At 69.8% G+C, this 19,267-nt stretch carries 16 protein-coding genes; 12 read left to right on the forward strand and 4 right to left on the reverse strand.

Annotation, left to right across the window (positions count from 1 at the left end):
* Window positions 1–62 precede the first annotated feature (62 nt).
* Both OHB04_RS35945 and OHB04_RS35950 read left to right on the forward strand, forming a co-directional pair.
* Window positions 63–1,907: a site-2 protease family protein gene (locus tag OHB04_RS35945; protein ID WP_326809098.1), complete on the forward strand. Its 1,845-nt coding sequence runs from the start codon at window positions 63–65 to the stop codon at window positions 1,905–1,907.
* 31 nt (window positions 1,908–1,938) lie between these two features.
* Complete coding sequence (locus OHB04_RS35950) at window positions 1,939–2,847, forward strand: tRNA (adenine-N1)-methyltransferase (RefSeq protein ID WP_326691820.1); 909 nt, start codon at window positions 1,939–1,941, stop codon at window positions 2,845–2,847.
* Between the two features lie 93 nt (window positions 2,848–2,940).
* Here OHB04_RS35950 and OHB04_RS35955 read toward each other — a convergent pair whose 3' ends face one another.
* Window positions 2,941–6,264, reverse strand: a complete 3,324-nt coding sequence (locus OHB04_RS35955) for a type 2 lanthipeptide synthetase LanM family protein (RefSeq protein ID WP_326809099.1) — start codon at window positions 6,262–6,264, stop codon at window positions 2,941–2,943.
* An 83-nt stretch (window positions 6,265–6,347) separates the two neighbouring features.
* Window positions 6,348–6,527, reverse strand: coding sequence for a hypothetical protein (locus OHB04_RS35960; protein ID WP_326691822.1), 180 nt, complete (start codon window positions 6,525–6,527; stop codon window positions 6,348–6,350).
* A 265-nt stretch (window positions 6,528–6,792) separates the two neighbouring features.
* Here OHB04_RS35960 and OHB04_RS35965 point away from each other — a divergent pair, with 265 nt between their 5' ends.
* The gene (locus OHB04_RS35965; protein WP_326691823.1) at window positions 6,793–7,350 is read left to right on the forward strand and encodes a hypothetical protein; all 558 of its coding nucleotides are present in this window, start codon (window positions 6,793–6,795) and stop codon (window positions 7,348–7,350) included.
* A 33-nt stretch (window positions 7,351–7,383) separates the two neighbouring features.
* On the opposite strand, the gene OHB04_RS35970 is transcribed toward OHB04_RS35965, so the two are convergent.
* Complete coding sequence (locus OHB04_RS35970) at window positions 7,384–7,671, reverse strand: ferredoxin (RefSeq protein ID WP_326809100.1); 288 nt, start codon at window positions 7,669–7,671, stop codon at window positions 7,384–7,386.
* Window positions 7,672–7,913: 242 nt separating this feature from the next.
* Between OHB04_RS35970 and arc the strand changes: the two genes are divergently transcribed.
* The 6 genes from arc (at window position 7,914) to prcA (ending at window position 14,005) form a co-directional block, all read left to right on the forward strand.
* On the forward strand, window positions 7,914–9,680 hold the full coding sequence (gene arc, locus OHB04_RS35975) for a proteasome ATPase (RefSeq protein WP_326691825.1): 1,767 nt from the start codon (window positions 7,914–7,916) through the stop codon (window positions 9,678–9,680).
* 231 nt (window positions 9,681–9,911) lie between these two features.
* Window positions 9,912–11,423 (forward strand): depupylase/deamidase Dop, encoded by a 1,512-nt coding sequence (gene dop / locus OHB04_RS35980; protein ID WP_326691826.1) that lies wholly within the window; start codon window positions 9,912–9,914, stop codon window positions 11,421–11,423.
* 145 nt (window positions 11,424–11,568) lie between these two features.
* Window positions 11,569–11,787, forward strand: a complete 219-nt coding sequence (locus OHB04_RS35985) for a ubiquitin-like protein Pup (protein WP_326691827.1) — start codon at window positions 11,569–11,571, stop codon at window positions 11,785–11,787.
* Window positions 11,788–12,140: 353 nt separating this feature from the next.
* Entirely contained in the window at window positions 12,141–12,398 is a 258-nt protein-coding gene (locus tag OHB04_RS42010) for an endonuclease VII domain-containing protein (protein ID WP_405802930.1), read from the forward strand.
* Window positions 12,350–13,195 (forward strand): proteasome subunit beta, encoded by an 846-nt coding sequence (gene prcB / locus OHB04_RS35995; RefSeq protein WP_326691829.1) that lies wholly within the window; start codon window positions 12,350–12,352, stop codon window positions 13,193–13,195. Before OHB04_RS42010 ends, prcB begins: the two co-directional genes overlap by 49 nt.
* A 33-nt stretch (window positions 13,196–13,228) precedes the next feature.
* Entirely contained in the window at window positions 13,229–14,005 is a 777-nt protein-coding gene (prcA, locus tag OHB04_RS36000; protein WP_326691830.1) for a proteasome subunit alpha, read from the forward strand.
* A gap of 71 nt (window positions 14,006–14,076) precedes the next feature.
* Here prcA and OHB04_RS36005 read toward each other — a convergent pair whose 3' ends face one another.
* The gene (locus tag OHB04_RS36005) at window positions 14,077–15,267 is read right to left on the reverse strand and encodes a LacI family DNA-binding transcriptional regulator (RefSeq protein WP_326809102.1); all 1,191 of its coding nucleotides are present in this window, start codon (window positions 15,265–15,267) and stop codon (window positions 14,077–14,079) included.
* 103 nt (window positions 15,268–15,370) lie between these two features.
* Between OHB04_RS36005 and OHB04_RS36010 the strand changes: the two genes are divergently transcribed.
* From OHB04_RS36010 to OHB04_RS36020, 3 genes are all read left to right on the forward strand, one after another.
* A complete protein-coding gene (locus OHB04_RS36010; protein ID WP_326691832.1) occupies window positions 15,371–16,711 on the forward strand; it encodes an MFS transporter in 1,341 nt (446 codons plus the stop codon).
* Between the two features lie 9 nt (window positions 16,712–16,720).
* A complete protein-coding gene (gene pafA / locus OHB04_RS36015) occupies window positions 16,721–18,082 on the forward strand; it encodes a Pup--protein ligase (protein ID WP_326691833.1) in 1,362 nt (453 codons plus the stop codon).
* 244 nt (window positions 18,083–18,326) lie between these two features.
* Window positions 18,327–19,241 carry an FKBP-type peptidyl-prolyl cis-trans isomerase gene (locus tag OHB04_RS36020; RefSeq protein WP_326691834.1) on the forward strand — a complete coding sequence of 305 codons (915 nt, stop codon included), beginning with the start codon at window positions 18,327–18,329 and terminating at the stop codon, window positions 19,239–19,241.
* The last annotated feature ends 26 nt before the right edge of the window (window positions 19,242–19,267 follow it).

Genomic DNA, 19,267 nt, shown 5'->3' on the forward strand with positions numbered 1-19,267 from the left:
GCATGATCGTCAAGGCCGCGCGGAGCAGCGGGGTGTGAGAGGGCAGCAGCAGAGGGGAACCCGTGGCGGACACGGACAACGACGGGAAGCCGCGGAGCGACGGCTCAGGCGACGCGAGCGGTAGCGAGCGCCGCTCCCGGGCCACGCCCGAGGTCGCACCCGGGGCCGCGGGGGAGGAGAGCCCCACGCCCGCGAACAAGCCCGCCACCGAGGCCGGTCCGCCCCAGGAAGACAACCCCCGGCCCGCTCCTGATGCGGGCCACCAGGCCGCCTCCGAAGAGGGGCCGGCGCCCGTACGCGAGGAGAAGCCCGAGCGCGCCGCGAACGAGCGCGCCGCGAAAGAGACCCCGGAGCCCGTCCCGGGTGAACAGCCGGAGCCCCCCGCGGGCGAACAGCCGGAGCCCTCCCCGGACGAGGAGCCCGCCCCCGAGGAGGAGCCCGGCCCCGACGAGGAGCCCGGCCCCGCCCGGAACGGGGAAGCGGGACCCGCGGCGGACGGATCCGGCGAGACCGCCCCCGGCGCCCCGTCCTCGCCCGACAAGCAGGACGAGGCCCGCCGGAGCCGGGAGGGCGAGCCGCCGAACGCCGAGCGGCAGCCCTCCGCCAAAGAACCGTCGCCCAAGGACCCCTCGCCCAAGGACCCGTCCCCCAAGGACCCGTCCCCCAAGGACCCGTCCCCCAAGGGCCCCTCGGCCACGGACCCTCCGCCCAAGGGCCCCTCCGCCAAGACCCCGCCCGCCAAGCCCAAGCGTCCGCGCCCGGCAGGCGGCGGCATTCTGATGGGCCGTCCCTTCGGCGTGCCCGTCTACGTCGCCCCCTCCTGGTTCCTCGTCGCCGCCCTCATCACCTGGGTCTTCGGCGGCCAGCTCGACCGGGTGCTGCCCGAGCTGGGGGCCGCGCGCTACCTCATCGCGCTCTTCTTCGCCGTCGCCTTCTACGCCTCGGTCCTCGTCCACGAGCTGGCCCACACCGTCGCGGCGCTGCGCTTCAAGCTGCCCGTGCGCCGCATCCAGCTCCAGTTCTTCGGCGGCGTCTCCGAGATCGAGAAGGAGTCCGAGACCCCGGGCCGGGAGTTCATCCTCGCCTTCGTCGGACCGCTGCTCTCGCTCGCCCTCGCCGGCGTCTTCTTCGCGGGGATGCGCGCCGTGGAGCCCGGCACCGTCCCCGGAGTGCTGCTGGCCGGGCTGACGGTCTCCAACCTCATCGTCGCCGTCTTCAACCTGCTGCCGGGCCTCCCGCTGGACGGCGGACGCATGCTGCGCGCCGTCGTGTGGAAGATCACCGGCAAGCCCATGGCCGGCACCGTCGCCGCCGCCTGGGTGGGCCGGGCGCTGGCCATCGCCGTCCTGATCGGCCTCCCACTGGCCACCCAGGCGGGCGGGATCGCCAGGGGCAGGGTCAGCGGCATGGACTCCCTCACCGACGCCCTGCTCGCCGCGATCCTCGCCGCGATCATCTGGACCGGCGCCGGCAACAGCCTGCGCATGGCCCGGCTGCGCGAGCGCCTCCCCGAGCTGCGGGCCCGCAACCTCACCCGCCGGGCCGTCCCCGTCGAGACCGAGACCCCGCTCTCGGAGGCGCTGCGCCGCGCGAACGAGGCCGGGGCCCGCGCCCTGGTCGTCGTCGACGGCATCGGAGAGCCCCTCTCCCTCGTCCGCGAGGCGGCCATCGCGGGCGTCCCCGAGCACCGGCGTCCCTGGGTCGCCGTGAGCACGCTCGCCCAGGACCTCAAGGAGGGCATGCGGGTCCCCGCCGAGCTGGCGGGGGAGGACCTGCTGGAGTTCCTGCGCGCCACCCCCGCCACCGAGTACCTCGTGGTCGAGGAGACGGGCGAGATCTACGGAGTGCTCTCCGCCGCCGACGTCGAGCGTGCCTTCGTCGCGGCCATGGCAAAGCCCTCGGCGTAACCGGGTGCTCAAGACCGGCTAGGGTGTGCGTATGTCCGAACCGACCGGTGCCGCCCGCCGTCGCGGGCCCTTCAAGGTCGGGGATCAGGTCCAGCTCACAGACCCCAAGGGACGCCACTACACGATCACCCTCGAAGAGGGAAAGAGCTTCCACACCCACAAGGGAGCCTTCCCCCACGACGAGCTGATCGGTGCGCCCGAGGGAAGTGTCGTCCGTACCACGGGAAACGTCGCCTACCTGGCGCTGCGCCCCCTGCTCCCCGACTACGTCCTGTCCATGCCGCGCGGAGCCGCCGTCGTCTACCCCAAGGACGCCGGACAGGTGCTCGCCATGGCCGACATCTTCCCCGGCGCCCGCGTCGTCGAGGCGGGAGTCGGCTCCGGCTCGCTGAGCACCTTCCTGCTCCGCGCCATCGGTGACCAGGGAATGCTCCACTCCTACGAGCGCCGGGCCGACTTCGCCGAGATCGCGCAGCAGAACGTCGAGCGCTACTTCGGCTCCCCTCACCCCGGCTGGACGCTGACCGTCGGCGATCTCCAGGACAACCTCTCCGACACCGACGTCGACCGCGTCATCCTCGACATGCTCGCTCCCTGGGAGTGCCTGGAGCCCGTCTCCAAGGCGCTGGTGCCCGGCGGCATCCTGTGCGCCTACGTCGCCACCACCACGCAGATGGCCCGCATGGTCGAGTCCATCCGCGAGTTCGGCACCTTCAACGAGCCCCAGGCGTGGGAGACGATGGTGCGCAACTGGCACGTCGAGGGCCTCGCCGTACGCCCCGACCACCGGATGATCGGCCACACCGGCTTCCTGCTGACCGCGCGCCGTCTCGCCGACGGCGTCGAGCCCCCGCTGCGCCGCCGCCGTCCCGCGAAGGGCGCGTACGGCGAGGACTACACGGGCCCCGGCAGCCAGTCCGGAGGCCGCACCTCCGCCTGACGCGCCCGGGTGCGTCAGGCGGCCGACAGCCCGCGCGACCGAGGCCCGACGCGGCCGAAGATCCCCGCGCCGAGGTGAGAGCGGACGCCCCCCTCACGCCCTCGCATGCGGGCGCATGGCCAGCACCGAGGGAACGCTCTCCGGGGCCGCCAGCCGGAGCAGGCCGTAGCCGATGCCTGCCACTCCCGTCATCAGCGACGGGAGTGGCGGTCCCGGCAGTCCGCACACCCAGCCGCGCTCATCGAGACCGTCGAGGGTGCGGGCGGCCTGTTCCCCGGCCGCCTCGCCGGCGGCGCCGCCCGCCAGCATCAGCACATCGAGGTTGCCGAGATCGCCGTGGCACAGCGAGAAGTTGTACCCGAAGCCTTCTCGCACGACCGTCGTCAGCGCCGCGGCCAGCTCCTCCCGGGAGCGGGCGTCGCCAAAGGCGCCGTCCAGCTCGATCCGGGTGAGCGCCGCACCCCCGGCGCCGTGGCACCACAGCGTCGGGAAAGACGGCCCCTCGGACGGGCCGTCACCGCCCGGGCCGTCACCGTGAGAGCCCTCATCCGGCGAGCTCTCACCGCGCACGTCCCGCCAGTTGGCGGCCGACGCGTCGTACAGGGTGCGCTCGTAGGCGAGCGCGTCGAGGGCGCACCGGGCCGGCCGGTCGTCGCCGAGGAGCACAGCGGCCTTCCCCAGCGCCCAGGCGATGCCTGACACCCCGTGAGCGAAACCCGCCAGTGGCCGCTCGGCCCTGCCCCGCATCGCGCGCGGAAGCCATCCGACGCCGCCACCGGGCCACCGCCGCGCCTGCCGGACGAGGCGGTCGGCACAGCGCGCGACCGCGTCGACGGCCGCCCGCTTCGGCCGCAGCGTGTTCCAGGCGGCGAGCCCGCCGATCGTCCCGGCGCAACCGCCGATGACGTCGTACTGCTCGTCCTCGTCCGCCAGGCTGACGGAACGGGCGATCAGGCCTGCGGCGAGCCCGTCCAGTTCGGGGTCGGGGCGTCGCCGGGTGAGCCGCGCCAGGACGTACAGGAGACCGCCTGTTCCGGTGAATCCGCCGTCCAGCCGCCCGGCGAGCCGCCGGACCTGGAAGCGCAGTGTGGCCGCTGCGGCGTCGGCCGCCGCCCGGTGCCCGGAGTCGCCGGTGAGCCCGGCGAGCTCGTCGAGGAAGAGGACGATCCCGGCGGTGCCGCTGTAGGGGTCCGGCCCCAGCGCGGCGGGGGTCCACAGGTCGGGCGGGGTCAGGCTGGGACCGAGCCAGGCCAGGTCGCCCGGACCACGGTGGGCCTCGCGCAACAGCCAGTCGGCGGCGTCGGCCGCCTTGGCCAGGGCACGCTCGCGGACGTCCGCCGGGGCGGCGGCCCGGGCCCGGACGGACGGGGCAGCCCGACGGCGCGGCTCACTGGAGCCGCTGCCCGAGCCGGAGCGATCGCTGGAGCGGTCGCTGGAGCCTGAGCCGCTGCCCGAGCTGACCGACAGCCGCAGCAGGTACCGCTGCCGGGCGAGGTCTTCCGGGCCCAGCCGGCCGAGCTTGTCGAGCACGGCGTCGAGAGCGGGCCGCTCGGCGGCGTCCGGGATGACGGTCCCGGCCGAGGAGCGGGCCTCGACGCTGTCCGGGCGGATGGTGAAGACCGGCACGTCGTTGTTCCACAGGTCCTGGCGCTCGTGCTCGATGAAGGGCGTACAGCCGTCCTCCCACGCGGCCAGGGCCCACAGCCGGTCCAGGTGCCGGTCCTGGTCGAGCGCGTCGCGCAGCAGGTCGGGGTGGCTGCCGGAACGCAGCAGACTGCGGTACTCCAGCGTGTCGCGGCGCAGCAGCCGCGTCTCATCGGCGGAGAAGGCCCGTACCAGCCCGGCCACCCGCGGCTTGTCGGCGGCCAGCGCCCGGTAGGCCTCCGTGAACCCGGCGTCGAGGTCGTCGGCGAACTCGGCCAGATCCAGCGGCTGCCCCGGAGGCAGCGGGCGGCTGTCGGCGGTGAGCAGCCCGGCCCGGCGGTATTCGAGGCGCATCTGATCGGTGCCGGCGTCGACGAGTTGCGGGACGGGGCGGGGCGGCACCCTGCCGGGGTCCCAGCCGAGCGCGGACAGATCGATGCCGTTGTTGTCCTCCTCCACCCACGTCCGCTTCGGCAGCAGCCCCGAGCGGAGCACCGATTGCCGCGCGGCGCGGCGGGCGAGACGTTCGGAGTGCGAGAGGACCTTGTCGGGCTCGCGCAACTCGGGGTGGAAAAGGGCTTCCAGATCTATCAGCACCGGCTGGTCGCCGGAGGCGATCACGTTCTGTGCATGACAGTCGACGGCATCAAGCAGATACGCCACAGCCGCCAGCGCCCCGGCCCGGTGGTAGTAGGCGCGCAGTTCCGCACGGTCCGCGCAGTGCCGGGGGGTGATGTCCTCCGTCCACCCGTAGCCGTCCCCGGGCAGGTGGACGGTCTCCCGCAGCGGCCGGGTCAGCCGTGGGTTGAGCCGGCGCAGCAGGTCCTGGAAGTGCAGGTCCACCTCGATGGAGCGTGGCTTGTAGATGACGCGGGTCCCGTCCTCGAAGCAGACCCGGGCCACCGTCGCGCCCCCGCGGTGCGGATCGCCGAGACCGGTGCTGATCCCGGCCAGCCGCCCCGGCACGCCCCCGGACGAGGACACGCCCCCGGACGAGGAGCGGGCCGACGCGGAGGAGGTTCCCGGGGCGAACGTATGGGCGAGGGCGGGAAGGTCTGCGGCCAGCCGCCCCACCAGGGTCAGCCCGGTACGCGTCCACTGCTCGGCCGCCACCGTGAGCCGCCGGGCCAGGACCGGGTACTCGCACAGCAGACGGAGCGCCTCGTGCGGATCGGCGAGACGGCGCAGGAAGGCGCGGTACCGCTGCTGCGAAGTATCGCCCGCCAGCTCCCCGCCGAGGCGGGCGACATGCAGCTCGACGATCACCGTACGGGTGGCCATGGCGTGCGCCCCGGCGATCAGCGGCGGCAGCAGCAGCTCCGTGATCTCCTCCGGGCTGCCGAGCGGGGTGGGCCCCAGGGCGGCCACACCCTCGCGGAGGCGGTCACGCGCGGAGGCCAGCAACGGGGCGACGAGAACGGCGAAGGCATGCTCCTCGCCGATGTACGGGAGGAGGCCGGACAGCTGCTCCCCGCCCGCCTCCTCGAATGCCTCCGCGAGCCGCAGCACCCACGGCTCCGGTGGGCTCACACGGTCGGCCAGGGCGCCCGCGGGCTCCGCCAGCAGGTCGCGCAGCTGCTCCTCCGTCAGACCCTCCCGGGCGAGCCGCCGCTCGAACCAACCGTCCTTCTCGAAGGGCGCCTGAGCACGCCACCGCGCCAGCACACGCCCGGCCCGCGCCACGCGAGCGTGGTCGACCGCAGGGGCGGTGCCGCGGCGGCTCAGCGGGGTGGCGCGCGCGGCGGCTCGCCGCAGGCCGGACGAGTCCACCATGGTGCGCTCTCTCCTGTTCACCGGTGCGGTCGTACGCGGGCGCGCCCCGGGGCCGGGGCCACAGGGCGCGCCCGCGCGGTCAGTTAGAAGCTGCAGTAGCCCTCGTTGAGACAGCTGCTGGGCTCGCACGTGTGGTTCAGGGTCTGGGCGGAGACGTACACCTCGCCCGCGGGGTCACCGGCGGGGTGGCGGCCCAGGGGCCGAGCGAGGCCGAGGCGGTAGTCCTCGTCCTTGAGCGCCAGAATCGCGTCGGCAGCAGTCACCGCGTCACTCCTCAAGTAGTAGTGATACCAATGGCGTTGATGCGCTTTTTCGCGCGTTTGCATGATGGCAGGAGGCCCTTTCGTCCGCCAGAGCGAACTTTGCGGGACTCCCCGCCGACCACGAGGGCGCGCTGCGCCGATTACGAGGGTGCGCTGCGCCGATTACGAGAGAACGCGAACAGGACCCGGACGTTCCGCACCGGTGTGACGTATGGCACGATGCTGAGCACCTCCTCGCACCCGCCTCCCCCAGGAGTCACCCCGCGTGACGGAACTGCCACACACCCGTACCCGTACGGTCCACTGGCTCGCCACCGCCGCAGCGCTGGCCGCCGTGCTCGGCGCCTCGGCGCTCCTGCCCTCCGACGCCACGGCGAACCCGGCCCCCCAGGCGGCGTCCCGCAAGGCCCCCGACCCCGCCAAGGCGCACTACCCCCTCCGCTGCGGCCCCGCCGGGACCAAGGTGGACGTACTCGACAAGGGAACCGCGGACTTCGACAAGGACGGCTCCGCCGAGACCGTCGCCGTCGTGCGCTGCCGGGCCGAAGGGGGCACCCCGCCCAGTGCGGTCTTCGTCCTCACCCACGCCGCCGGCAGCCGCACCCCCGAGGTGGCCGCCACGCTCGTGGCCCAGAAGGAACGGATGACGGTCCAGGACCTCAAGGTCCACGGCACCACCGTCTCCGCGAAGCTCCTCGGATACTCCTCACCCGACGTGCCGCGCTGCTGCCCCGACAAGCAGCGCCGGGTCAAGTGGGAGTGGAAGAACGGGAAGTTCACGCTCATCCCGGCCCCCGTGGCCGGCGGCGGCATCAGCGCCTGAGCGGCACTCGGACGGCGCCCCGGCGCGGGAGTCTCACCCCGCCTCGGGGCCGTAGACCTCGACCTTGTCCGAAATTCGCCGCACATGGATGCAGTCCCCGGGGCACTCCTTGGCCGAGTCCGCGACATCGCGCAGCAGCGGGAGGGGGACGGCGGTGGTGGCGCCGGGGTCCTGAAGCAGCTCGTCGTCCCCGCCCTTCACATACGCCAGCCCGTCGATGTCCAGCTCGAAGACCTCCGGGGCGTACTGCGCGCAGATCCCGTCCCCCGTGCACAGGTCCTGGTCGATCCACACCTCATGGGCCTCATCCGCTGTACTCATCGTGCTGCCCGCCGCTCCTGCAACTCGTGACGAAATAGGGCCGCCCTTGAAGGGTGTTGAACGTCTTGACGATACAACCGGTCGCTTTCAGATGGTGATGGGTGGGTATTCCCCAGTCGTGAGGGAGTGCGCAAGGGTGAAGATCGGACACACCCCGACCGTCTTTGTGATCTAGGGGTTTCAACCCGCACCGGCCCAGGTAGGGTCGAAGCGTCCAGCTCCCCCTGGAGGAGGTGAGGACCGTGGCAGCCCACGACGACGACATCAACCGCGGCATCCGGCCCGGTCGGGGTTCCGAGGACCCGTCCGGCCAGATCGCCTATCTTGAGCAGGAAATCGCCGTCCTGCGCCGCAAGCTCGCCGACTCTCCGCGACACACTCGTATTCTCGAGGAGCGGATCGTCGAGCTGCAGACCAACCTGGCCGGCGTGTCCGCCCAGAACGAGCGGCTCTCCAACACTCTCCGCGAGGCACGCGACCAGATCGTGGCCCTCAAGGAAGAGGTCGACAGGCTCGCGCAGCCGCCGGCCGGCTTCGGCGTCTTTCTACAGGCCAACGAAGACGGCACAGCCGACATCTTCACCGGGGGCCGCAAGCTCCGGGTGAACGTCAGCCCCAACGTGGACCCCGAAGAGCTGAAGCGCGGCCAGGAGCTGATGCTCAACGAGGCGCTCAACGTGGTCGAGGCCATGGAGTTCGAGAGCGCGGGTGACATCGTCACCCTCAAGGAAGTCCTGGAGGACGGAGAGCGCGCCCTGGTCGTCGGCCACACCGACGAGGAACGCGTCGTACGGCTCGCCGAGCCACTGCTCAACGCGACCCTCCGCGCCGGAGACGCCCTCCTCCTGGAAGGCCGATCCGGATACGTCTACGAGGTCGTGCCCAAGAGCGAGGTCGAAGAGCTGGTCCTCGAAGAGGTCCCGGACATCGACTACACCAAGATCGGCGGCCTCGGCGGACAGATCGAACTGATCAGGGACGCGGTGGAGCTCCCGTACCTCTACCCCGACCTCTTCCGCGAACACGAACTGCGCCCGCCCAAGGGTGTCCTGCTCTACGGCCCGCCCGGATGCGGCAAAACCCTGATCGCGAAAGCCGTGGCCAACTCACTGGCCAAGAAGGTCGCCGAGGTGACCGGGCTGCCGCAGGGGAAGAGCTACTTCCTCAACATCAAGGGCCCCGAGCTGCTCAACAAGTACGTCGGCGAGACCGAGCGGCACATCCGCCTGGTCTTCCAGCGGGCCCGGGAGAAGGCGAGCGAGGGCACCCCCGTCATCGTCTTCTTCGACGAGATGGACTCCCTCTTCCGCACCCGCGGCTCCGGAGTCAGCTCCGACGTGGAGAACACCATCGTCCCGCAGCTGCTCTCCGAGATCGACGGCGTGGAGGGCCTGGAGAACGTCATCGTCATCGGCGCCTCCAACCGCGAAGACATGATCGACCCCGCCATCCTGCGACCCGGCCGCCTCGACGTGAAGATCAAGATCGAGCGCCCGGACGCAGAGGCCGCCAAGGACATCTTCTCGAAGTACCTCACCTCCAACCTCCCACTGCACTCCGACGACGTCGCCGAACACGGCGGCAGCCTGGAAGCCGCCTGCGACGCCATGATCCAGTCGGTCGTGGAGCAGATGTACGCGGAGTCCGAGGAGAACCGTTTCCTGGAGGTCACCTACGCCAACGGCGACAAGGAAGTCCTCTACTTCAAGGACTTCAACTCCGGCGCCATGATCGAGAACATCGTCGGCCGCGCCAAGAAGATGGCCATCAAGGCGTTCCTCGACCAGAACCAGAAGGGCCTGCGCGTCTCCCACCTGCTCGCCGCCTGCGTCGACGAGTTCAAGGAGAACGAGGACCTCCCCAACACCACCAACCCGGATGACTGGGCCCGCATCTCCGGCAAGAAGGGCGAGCGGATCGTCTACATCCGCACGCTCGTCACCGGCAAGCAGGGCGCGGACACCGGCCGTTCCATCGACACGGTCGCCAACACCGGTCAGTACCTGTAGCGAGGATCCAGTCCGGCTGCGGGTCCCCACAAGGGCACCCGCAGCCGGATTGTTTCCCCGGAGCGCCAAGGAAGTCCGCAGAGTGATCTCCCCACTTCAGCCTGTGCGGCATAGGCTCTTCCGTACTGTCGCGACGCGCAGTGCGGACGAGGGGACCGCATACGGGCCGGATGCGCAGCGGGACTTGAACGGTGGTCCAAAGGCGGACCGCCGTCAGGCAAGGAGGGCCGCATGACCGTACGGCGAGTAATGGGCATCGAGACCGAGTACGGCATCTCCGTGCCCGGCCACCCCAACGCCAATGCCATGCTCACCTCATCCCAGGTGGTCAACGCCTATGCGGCGGCGATGCACCGGGCGCGCCGCGCCCGCTGGGATTTCGAGGAGGAGAACCCGCTGCGGGACGCCCGCGGCTTCGACCTGGCACGCGAGTCCGCCGACACCAGCCAGCTCACCGATGAGGACATCGGCCTGGCGAACGTCATCCTCACCAACGGGGCACGGCTCTACGTCGACCACGCGCATCCCGAATACAGCGCCCCCGAGGTCACCAACCCCCGGGACGCGGTGCTGTGGGACAAGGCGGGCGAACGCATCATGGCGGAGGCCGCCGAGCGCGCCGCCGAGGTGCCGGGCACACAGCCCATCCACCTCTACAAAAACAACACCGACAACAAGGGCGCCTCCTACGGGACGCACGAGAACTACCTGATGAACCGGGAGACGTCGTTCTCGGACATCGTGCGCCACCTGACGCCGTTCTTCGTCTCCCGCCAGGTCGTGTGCGGCGCCGGCCGCGTCGGGCTGGGCCAGGACGGCAGCGAGCACGGCTTCCAGCTGAGCCAGCGCGCCGACTACTTCGAGGTCGAGGTCGGCCTGGAGACGACCCTCAAGCGCCCCATCATCAATACGAGGGACGAGCCCCACGCGGACGCCGAGAAATACCGGCGCCTGCACGTGATCATCGGCGACGCCAACCTGTCCGAGGTCTCCACCTACCTCAAGCTCGGCACGACCGCGCTGGTCCTCTCGATGATCGAGGACGGCTTCATCGCCGTCGATCTCGCCGTCGATCAGCCCGTCCGCACCCTGCACCAGGTCTCGCACGACCCGACACTGCAACGGCTGATCACTCTCCGCAGCGGACGCACTCTCACGGCCGTACAGCTCCAGATGGAGTACTTCGAGCTGGCCCGCAAGTACGTCGAGGAGCGCTGGGGAGCGGACGCCGACGAGCAGACCAGGGACGTGCTGGCCCGCTGGGAGGACGTGCTCAACCGGCTTGAGCGCGATCCGATGAGCCTGAGCGGGGAGCTGGACTGGGTCGCCAAGCGGGAGCTGATGGAGGGCTACCGCCGCCGGGACAGCCTCGACTGGGACGCCCCCAGGCTGCACCTGGTGGACCTCCAGTACGCCGACGTACGCCCGGACAAGGGCCTCTACAACCGGCTCGCCTCCCGCGGCAAGATGCAGCGGATGATCTCGGAGGAAGAGGTCAAGGAGGCCACCACCAAGCCGCCCGAGGACACCCGCGCCTACTTCCGCGGGCGCTGCCTGGAGCAGTACGCGGACGACGTGGCAGCCGCGTCCTGGGACTCGGTCATCTTCGACCTCCCGGGTCGTGACTCTCTGCAACGAGTGCCGACCCTGGAGCCGCTTCGGGGTACCCGTAACCACGTCAAGGAGCTGCTCGACCGCTGCCGGACGGCGGAAGAGCTGGTGAAGGTACTTTCGGGCGGCTGAGTCGCGCCTATTCGGTCCCGGGTCCGGGAATCATCGAGGTGGGTTGCCGGACGTTGAAGGAACAGAGAAGCCGATGTCAGTCCCTGCTTGTAGGGTCTGACCTGTACGTTCCGCGCACACCACCGAACCGAGCGGGGTGAGGGATATGGCGACCAAGGACACCGGCGGCGGACAGCAGAAGTCGACGCGCCAGACCGAGGAGACCGAGGAGGAGACCCAGGACGCGCAGGTCTCCGAAGATCTCAAGGAGCGCCAGGAAGCGCTCTCCGATGACGTGGACTCTGTGCTGGACGAAATCGATGACGTACTCGAGGAAAACGCCGAGGATTTCGTGCGGAGCTTCGTGCAAAAAGGCGGACAATAGCAGTCATGTCCGGCACACGCAATGTGAAGCATTGCTCGAGGTGTGAGAGGGATCTGCCGCTTGTCTCTTTCGCGGCGGATAGGAATCGCAGAGACGGGCTCCAACCGAGGTGCCGGGAATGCGTGGCGGAATATTCGGCCGCGCACTACCGGCGCCGCCGGGCCGCCCTCGGGAAGAAAGTACGGGAGAAAGTAGCCGTCCCCGTCGGGCACAAGTTGTGCCGCGTCTGCGACGAGGTCCAGCCACACTCCCAATGGCATCGGAATTCGACGGCGTCTGACGGCCTTTCGCCGCGATGTAAATCCTGCCGGGCGAAACAAGGCCGCGCCAGGCACCTCAAGCGGCAGTACGGCATGACCGAAGCCGATCGACAAGCCCTGTTCGACGAGCAGTTCGGGATCTGCCCGATCTGCCTCAAGCCGGGCCCCGAGCATGTGGACCACGATCACGAGACGGGTAGGGTCCGAGGCGTACTGTGCTTCAGCTGCAACGCCGCGCTGGGGCAGTTCAAGGATCGGCCGGATGTCATCAGGCGTGCGGCCGGCTACGTGGAAGGAAACGTGTGGAAGCCGAAACTCGTAGCACCGGGCGTCTACCTGCTGCCTTCCTGACGCCAGGGTCGTCGTCCTTCATGGATTTCCTGTCCGACCACGCTCCGGAGCAGCTGCCGGGCAACCGGCCGTTGCCCCCCGTGCAGGGTGCCATCCAGGCGCCGCACGGGACGACGATCGTCGCCGTGGCCTTCCCCGGAGGCGTGGTGCTGGCCGGGGACCGGCGGGCGACGATGGGCAACGTCATCGCGCAGCGCGACATCGAGAAGGTTTTCCCCGCCGATGAGCACTCCGCCGTGGGGATCGCGGGTACCGCGGGCCTGGCGGTGGAGATGGTGAAGCTGTTCCAGCTGGAGCTGGAGCACTTCGAGAAGGTCGAGGGCTCCACGCTCTCTCTGGAGGGCAAGGCCAACCGCCTCTCGACGATGATCCGCAGCAACCTCGGAATGGCCCTTCAGGGGCTCGCGGTCGTCCCGGTCTTTGCGGGGTACGACGTGGACCGTCAGAAGGGGCGCATCTTCTCGTACGACGTCACCGGTGGCCGCTCGGAGGAGGTCGGTTTCGCCGGCGTCGGCTCGGGTTCCGTCTTCGCGCGCGGTTCGCTCAAGAAGCTCTACCGCGAGGATCTGACGGAGCGCCAGGCGGCCACGGTTGTTCTCCAGGCGCTCTATGACGCGGCGGACGACGACTCGGCCACCGGCGGCCCGGACATGACCCGCCGCATCTACCCGGTTATCGCGGTGATCACCGAGGACGGCTATCGCAGGCTGTCCGAGGAGGAGGTCGCGCAGCTGGCTCAGGCGGTGCACGAGGGTCGTCTGGAATTGCCCAACGGGCCGCAGGCCCCGGTCTCCTAGGCACCCACACGGACAGGAAGGGACGGATAGCCGGTGTCGACGCCGTTCTATGTGTCACCCCAGCAGGCAATGGCCGACCGCGCCGAGTACGCCCGCAAGGGCATCGCGCGCGGGCGCAGCGTGGTCGTGTTGCAGTACGCGGACGGCATCGTGTTCGTCGCCGAGAATCCCTCTCGCGCGCTGCACAAGGTCAGTGAGATCTATGACCGGATCGCTTTCGCTGCGGTCGGCAAGTACAACGAGTTCGAGAACCTCCGTATCGGCGGTGTGCGTTACGCCGATCTGCGGGGCTATACCTATGACCGCGAGGATGTCACCGCGCGCGGTCTTGCCAATGTCTATGCGCAGACGTTGGGGACCATCTTCTCCGCGAACGCGGAGAAGCCTTACGAGGTCGAGTTGATTGTCGCCGAGGTGGGTCCTGCCGCTGAGGACGACCAGATTTATCGTTTGCCGCACGATGGTTCGATCGTCGATGAGCATGGGTCGGTGGCGGTCGGTGGTAATTCCGATCAGATCGGCACTTACATGGATCAGCGGCATCGGGAGGGTATGTCCCTCACGGAGGCGCTGAAGTTGGGTGTCGAGGCGCTGAGCCGGGACAGCAACGGCAGTGAGCGGTCGCTGACTGCGGAGCAGTTGGAGGTGGCTGTGCTGGATCGTGGCCGCCCGCAGAAGAGGAAGTTCAGGCGCGTTTCCGGCTCTCAGGTCGCCGACCTGCTGGGTGAGACTTCTGGGTCGGCCCCGGCCTCGGATGCTGAGGCTGAGTCCTCGGAGGAGTCCGGCTCGGAGGGTGAGAGCGAGGGCTGAGTTTCTGGGTCCCTGCCCATTGTTTCTGGGCCTCTGCCCCTCCCTTTTCCGTACCCTGCGCGGTTTTCGTCTCAGGGGCGGGAGGGGGAGGGGGAGGGGGAGGGGCAGGGGCCTGTTGAGGTACGTGGCTTCAGGTGTACGGGAAGGCGTGTTGTCGTCCCGCGTCGGCCGCTCAGTGTGGTGAGCAGGGCGTTCATGGCGGCGGCGCCCGCGTCGGTGGCGGGTAGTCGGACGGTTGTCAGTTCGGGCTCCACGGCGGTTGCCAGGGGCAGATCGTCGAAGCCGGTGACCGAGATGTCGTGTGGTACGCGCAGGCCGAGTCGCCGTGCGGCTTTGAGTGCGCCGGCGGCCAGCAGGTCGTCGTCGCACACCAGTGCTGTGGGTGGCGGGCCGGCTCGTGTGTGGTCGCCGGTGAGGACGTGGGTTGCGGCCTGGAGTCCGGCTGAGACGCTCAGTGCGGCCGGTTCGGTGCGTACGAGTGTTCCCCCGCCTTCGGTGAGCGTCTGGTGCAGGGCGCGGGCTCGTACGGCGAAGGTCCAGGAGTCGACGGCCGCCGCGATGTGGGCGATGTGCCGGTGTCCGAGTGCCAGTAGATGGGCCGTCACCTGTCGCATGCCGTCTTCGATGTCGTAGTTGACGGTCGCGTCCGAGGCGGAGTCGTCGCTGTCGAGCACCACCAGTGGGAGTCCGTCCCCGCGCAGCACCTTCAGGGCCCCTGGTGCCATTGAGGAGGCGATCACGCCGTCGAGGGCTGAGCGGGCGGAGGTGAAGGGGTCGGGGGCCGCGGATATGCCTTCGGGGGAGGGGTAGAGCAGCAGGCCGAAGTCGTGTGCGGAGGCGACCTCGACGGCGCCTTGGTATACGGCGGCGAAGAAGTCGCCGGCGAGTGCGGGGATGACGAGCAGGGCTGTGCGGGTGCGGCCGAGGCGCAGGTTGCGGGCGGCGAGATTGGGGCGGTAGCCCAGTTCGCGGGCGGCCGTGCGGACGGTTTCCGCTGTTCGGGCCGAGACCCGGCCCTGCCATTTTCCGCCCAGTACCAGGGAGACCGTGGCCTGGGAGACGCCTGCGGCGCTGGCGACGTCGTGTCCTGTCGGTCGGGCGCGCTCCGGCTTGCCTGTGGCGCCCGTGCCCGCACCCGTGTCCGTACCCGCACCCGTGTCCGCACCCGTGTCCGTACCCGCACCCGTGTCCGTGTCCGTGTCCGTGCCCGCACCCGTGTCTGCGCCCGTGTCTGTGTTTGTGTCCGCGTTCTGATCCCGCACGGAAAACTCCTTCACCGCGACTCGTTCCGCATGGTACGTATGACAGCGGCCGTTATACGTACAACCTCCGGGGGCCGGGCCTCCGGCGGAGGGATGTGGGTGGATGGCGACGGGTTATGCCGAACTGCTGCGTGCCCGGCACGCGATGCGGCTGCTCGCCGGCACGCTGGTCGGCCGGCTGCCGAACGCGACGGGGCCGATCGCCATCGCGCTGTTCATCCGCGCGGAAGGCGGCGGTATGGCCCTGGCGGGTGTGCTGTCGGCGGTCTACGGGCTCGCCACGGCGGTGGGCCAGCCGATGCTGGGCCGGCTCGTGGACCTGTTCGGGCAGCCCCGGGTGATGCTGCCCGCCTCCGTGGCCTCCGCGCTGGGGGCGGCCACTCTCGCGCTCGCCGGCATCGGTTCGCTGCCCCTCGCCTACGCCTGTGTGCTGGCCTTCGGGCTGTTCACCCCGCCGCTGGAGGGCGGGCTGCGGGCGCTGTGGCCCAGCGTGCTCAAGCGGGAGGAGCGCGTGCACGCGGCGTACGCGCTGGATGCCGTGGCCCAGGAAGTGATGTTCGCGGCCGGGCCCTTGCTGGTGACGCTTTTGGTGGCCCGGTGGGACGAGACGGCGGCGCTGCTGGTGGTCAACGCGCTCGGTGTGCTGGGCGCGCTGTCCGTGGTCGTCTCGCCGCCCTCCCGGGCCTGGCGCTCCTCGCCCCGTAAGGCCCACTGGCTGGGCGCTCTGCGCTCGGGCGGGCTGAAGGTGCTGCTCGCGGCGTTCTTCTTCGTCGGGCTGACCCTGGGCACCTTCGCGCTGGCGGCCGTCTCCTATGCGCAGGACCACGGGGACAAGCTGATCGCCACCTATCTCCTGGCCGCGCAGGGTGCGGGCGCGCTGATCGGCGGGGTGGTCTACGGGGCGCGGGGGTGGCCGGGGGCGTACGAGGGGCGGCTGAGGGCGTTGGTGGGGCTGTTCGCGGTGGGGAACCTGCCGCTGGCTCTGGTGCCGGGGGTGCCGGTGATGGTGGTGCTGGGCGGGCTGTCCGGGTTGTTCCTCGCGCCCGCGCTCGCCTGTGCGTTCGTCGTGGTCGACCGGCACGCGCCGTCGGGCACTGTGACGGAGGCGTTCTCCTGGCTGGTCACCACTTTCGGTGTCGGCGCCGCCGCCGGAACGGCCGGGGTGGGCTCGGTCATCGAGTGGGGCGGCACGGGTGCGGGCTTCGGGCTCGCGGGCGCGGGCGGGGTGGCCGCGGTCGTCGTCATGCTCCTCACCGCCCGCCTCCTGTCGCCGCCCCGCACCGCCGAGCCGGACGGCCCGCACGCCGGGCCCGGGGAGGCCGCGCGCGTGGCGGCGCCGGCTCCCGCCGCAGGTCCCGAAGGTGCGTCAACCCCGTTGGCCGGTGCCGAAACTGATCGCAACCGTGCAGTCGAACCCGGTTTCAGATCAGGCCATCAGGCGTAATGTTCAGTCATGGACCGCCGAATCTTCGGGCTGGAGAACGAGTACGGCGTCACATGTACGTTCCGGGGGCAGCGGCGGCTGTCCCCCGACGAGGTGGCGCGGTACCTCTTCCGCCGAGTTGTGTCATGGGGCCGCAGCAGCAACGTGTTTCTGCGGAACGGCGCGCGCCTGTACCTGGACGTGGGCTCGCACCCGGAGTACGCGACTCCTGAGTGCGACAGCGTGACCGAGCTGGTCACCCACGACAAGTCGGGCGAGCGCATTCTGGAGGGCCTTCTCGTCGATGCCGAACGCCGCCTGCATGAGGAGGGCATCGCGGGCGACGTCTATCTCTTCAAGAACAACACCGACTCGGCGGGCAACTCCTACGGCTGTCACGAGAATTATCTCGTCGCCCGCCACGGGGAGTTCTCACGCCTGGCGGATGTACTCATCCCGTTCCTCGTCACCCGTCAGCTGGTCTGCGGCGCGGGCAAGGTGCTCCAGACGCCGCGCGGTGCCGTCTACTGCGTGAGCCAGCGTGCCGAGCACATCTGGGAGGGCGTCAGCTCCGCGACGACCCGCTCCCGGCCGATCATCAACACTCGCGACGAGCCGCACGCGGACGCCGAGCGCTACCGCAGGCTTCACGTCATCGTGGGCGATTCGAACATGTCCGAGACGACCATGCTGCTGAAGGTCGGCGCCACCGATCTGGTGCTGCGCATGATCGAGGCAGGCACCGTGATGCGGGACCTGACGCTGGAGAATCCCATCCGGGCCATCCGTGAGGTCAGCCACGACATCACCGGTCAGCGCAAGGTGCGGCTGGCCAGCGGCCGGGAGGCCTCCGCGCTGGAGGTGCAGCAGGAGTACTTCGACAAGGCGCTGGACTTCTGCGACCGGCGCGGTATCCGTACCGGCCGGGTCGAGCAGGTGCTGGAGCTGTGGGGCAGGGCGCTGGACGCCATCCGCGCCCAGGAGCTGGACAAGATCAACACCGAGATCGACTGGGTGATGAAGTATCAGCTCATCGAGAAGTACCGGAACAAGAACAACATCACGATGTCCCACCCGCGGATCGCGCAGATAGATCTCGCGTATCACGACATCCACCGGCGCAGGGGGCTCTACTACCTGCTGGAGCGCAACGGCAAGGCGGCCCGGATCTGCAACGATCTCAAGATTTTCGAGGGCAAGTCCGTGCCCCCGCAGACGACCCGCGCCCGGCTGCGGGGTGACTTCATCCGCAGGGCCCAGGAGCAGCGCAGGGACTTCACGGTCGACTGGGTGCATCTCAAGCTCAACGATCAGGCCCAGCGCACGGTGCTGTGCAAGGACCCCTTCCGCTCGGTCGACGAGCGGGTGGAGAAGCTGATCGCCGGTATGTGATGTGGCGGCGAGTGCGGGCGGCCCGGGGCACCGGTGGGCCGCCCGCTTCGCTGTGCGTCAGCGTGGGTTGACCGTTACCACGGTGGATTCCGTGTCGCAGGTGGCGGGGGTGCCAGGGCGTAGTCGTAGGCTGTCAGGACTGCCCGGACCACCCCTATACCCACGAGTGGGACACATGCTGCATCTCTCCGGGGGTTCGACCCCCCGTACCCCCCGCGCTACCAGCACTTTCTCCGCGAGGACCGTGCGCCGCACAGCCGCCGTACTGGCTGTGCCCCTGCTGATCGTCTCGGCGGCGGCCTGCGGAAGCGAGGACGGTGCATCCGATTCCAAGGGCGGCCTCCCCGGCGTCTCCGGGTCGCTGGGACAGAAGCCCAAGATCGAGAAGGGCAAGGGCGATCCGCCCAAGAAGCTCGATGTGAAGGTCCTCAAGGAGGGCAACGGGCAGAAGGTCAAGAAGGGCGACGCGCTCAACGCGCATTACCTGGGCCAGCTGTGGAACGGCAAGGAGTTCGACAGCAGTTGGAAGCGTAAGCAGCCCGCCACCTTCCAGATCGGCAGCGGCAAGGTCATCAAGGGCTGGGACGAGGCGCTGGTCGGCAAGAAGCTCGGCAGCCGCGTCGAGATCGTCGCCCCGCCGAACAAGGCCTACGGCAAGCAGGGCCAGCCGCCGACGATTCCGGCCAACTCCACCCTGGTCTTCGTCGTCGACCTGAAGAAGATCATGCCGAGCCAGATCGACGGCAAGCCCGTCGACAAGCCGCAGAACCCCGACCTTCCGAAGGTCAGCACCAAGGTGACCAAGGACAAGGCGCCGTCCATCGAGATGCCCAAGGGCAAGGACGAGGGCCCGGACAAGCTGGTCAGCGAGACCGTGGTCCAGGGCGACGGCAAGAAGGTCGGCGACAAGAGCACCGTCCTGACCAACTTCACGGCCAAGATGTGGAAGGACGGCAAGCAGCTCGACAACACCTGGGCGCAGGGCGGGCCGCAGGAGATTCCCGTCTCGCAGATCCCGGGCTGGAAGGACGGGCTCAAGGGCGCGAAGGCGGGCAGCCGCGTGGTCTTCTCGGTGCCGAAGGAGACCTTCCCCAAGCAGCAGCGAAAGCAGTTCAAGTCGGGTGTGGTCTTCTCGGTGGACGTCCTTTCCGTCAGCTGACCGCTTCCGTGGCAGACTGGCGCGGT

This window comes from Streptomyces sp. NBC_01775 (assembly GCF_035917675.1).
Lineage (GTDB): Bacteria > Actinomycetota > Actinomycetes > Streptomycetales > Streptomycetaceae > Streptomyces.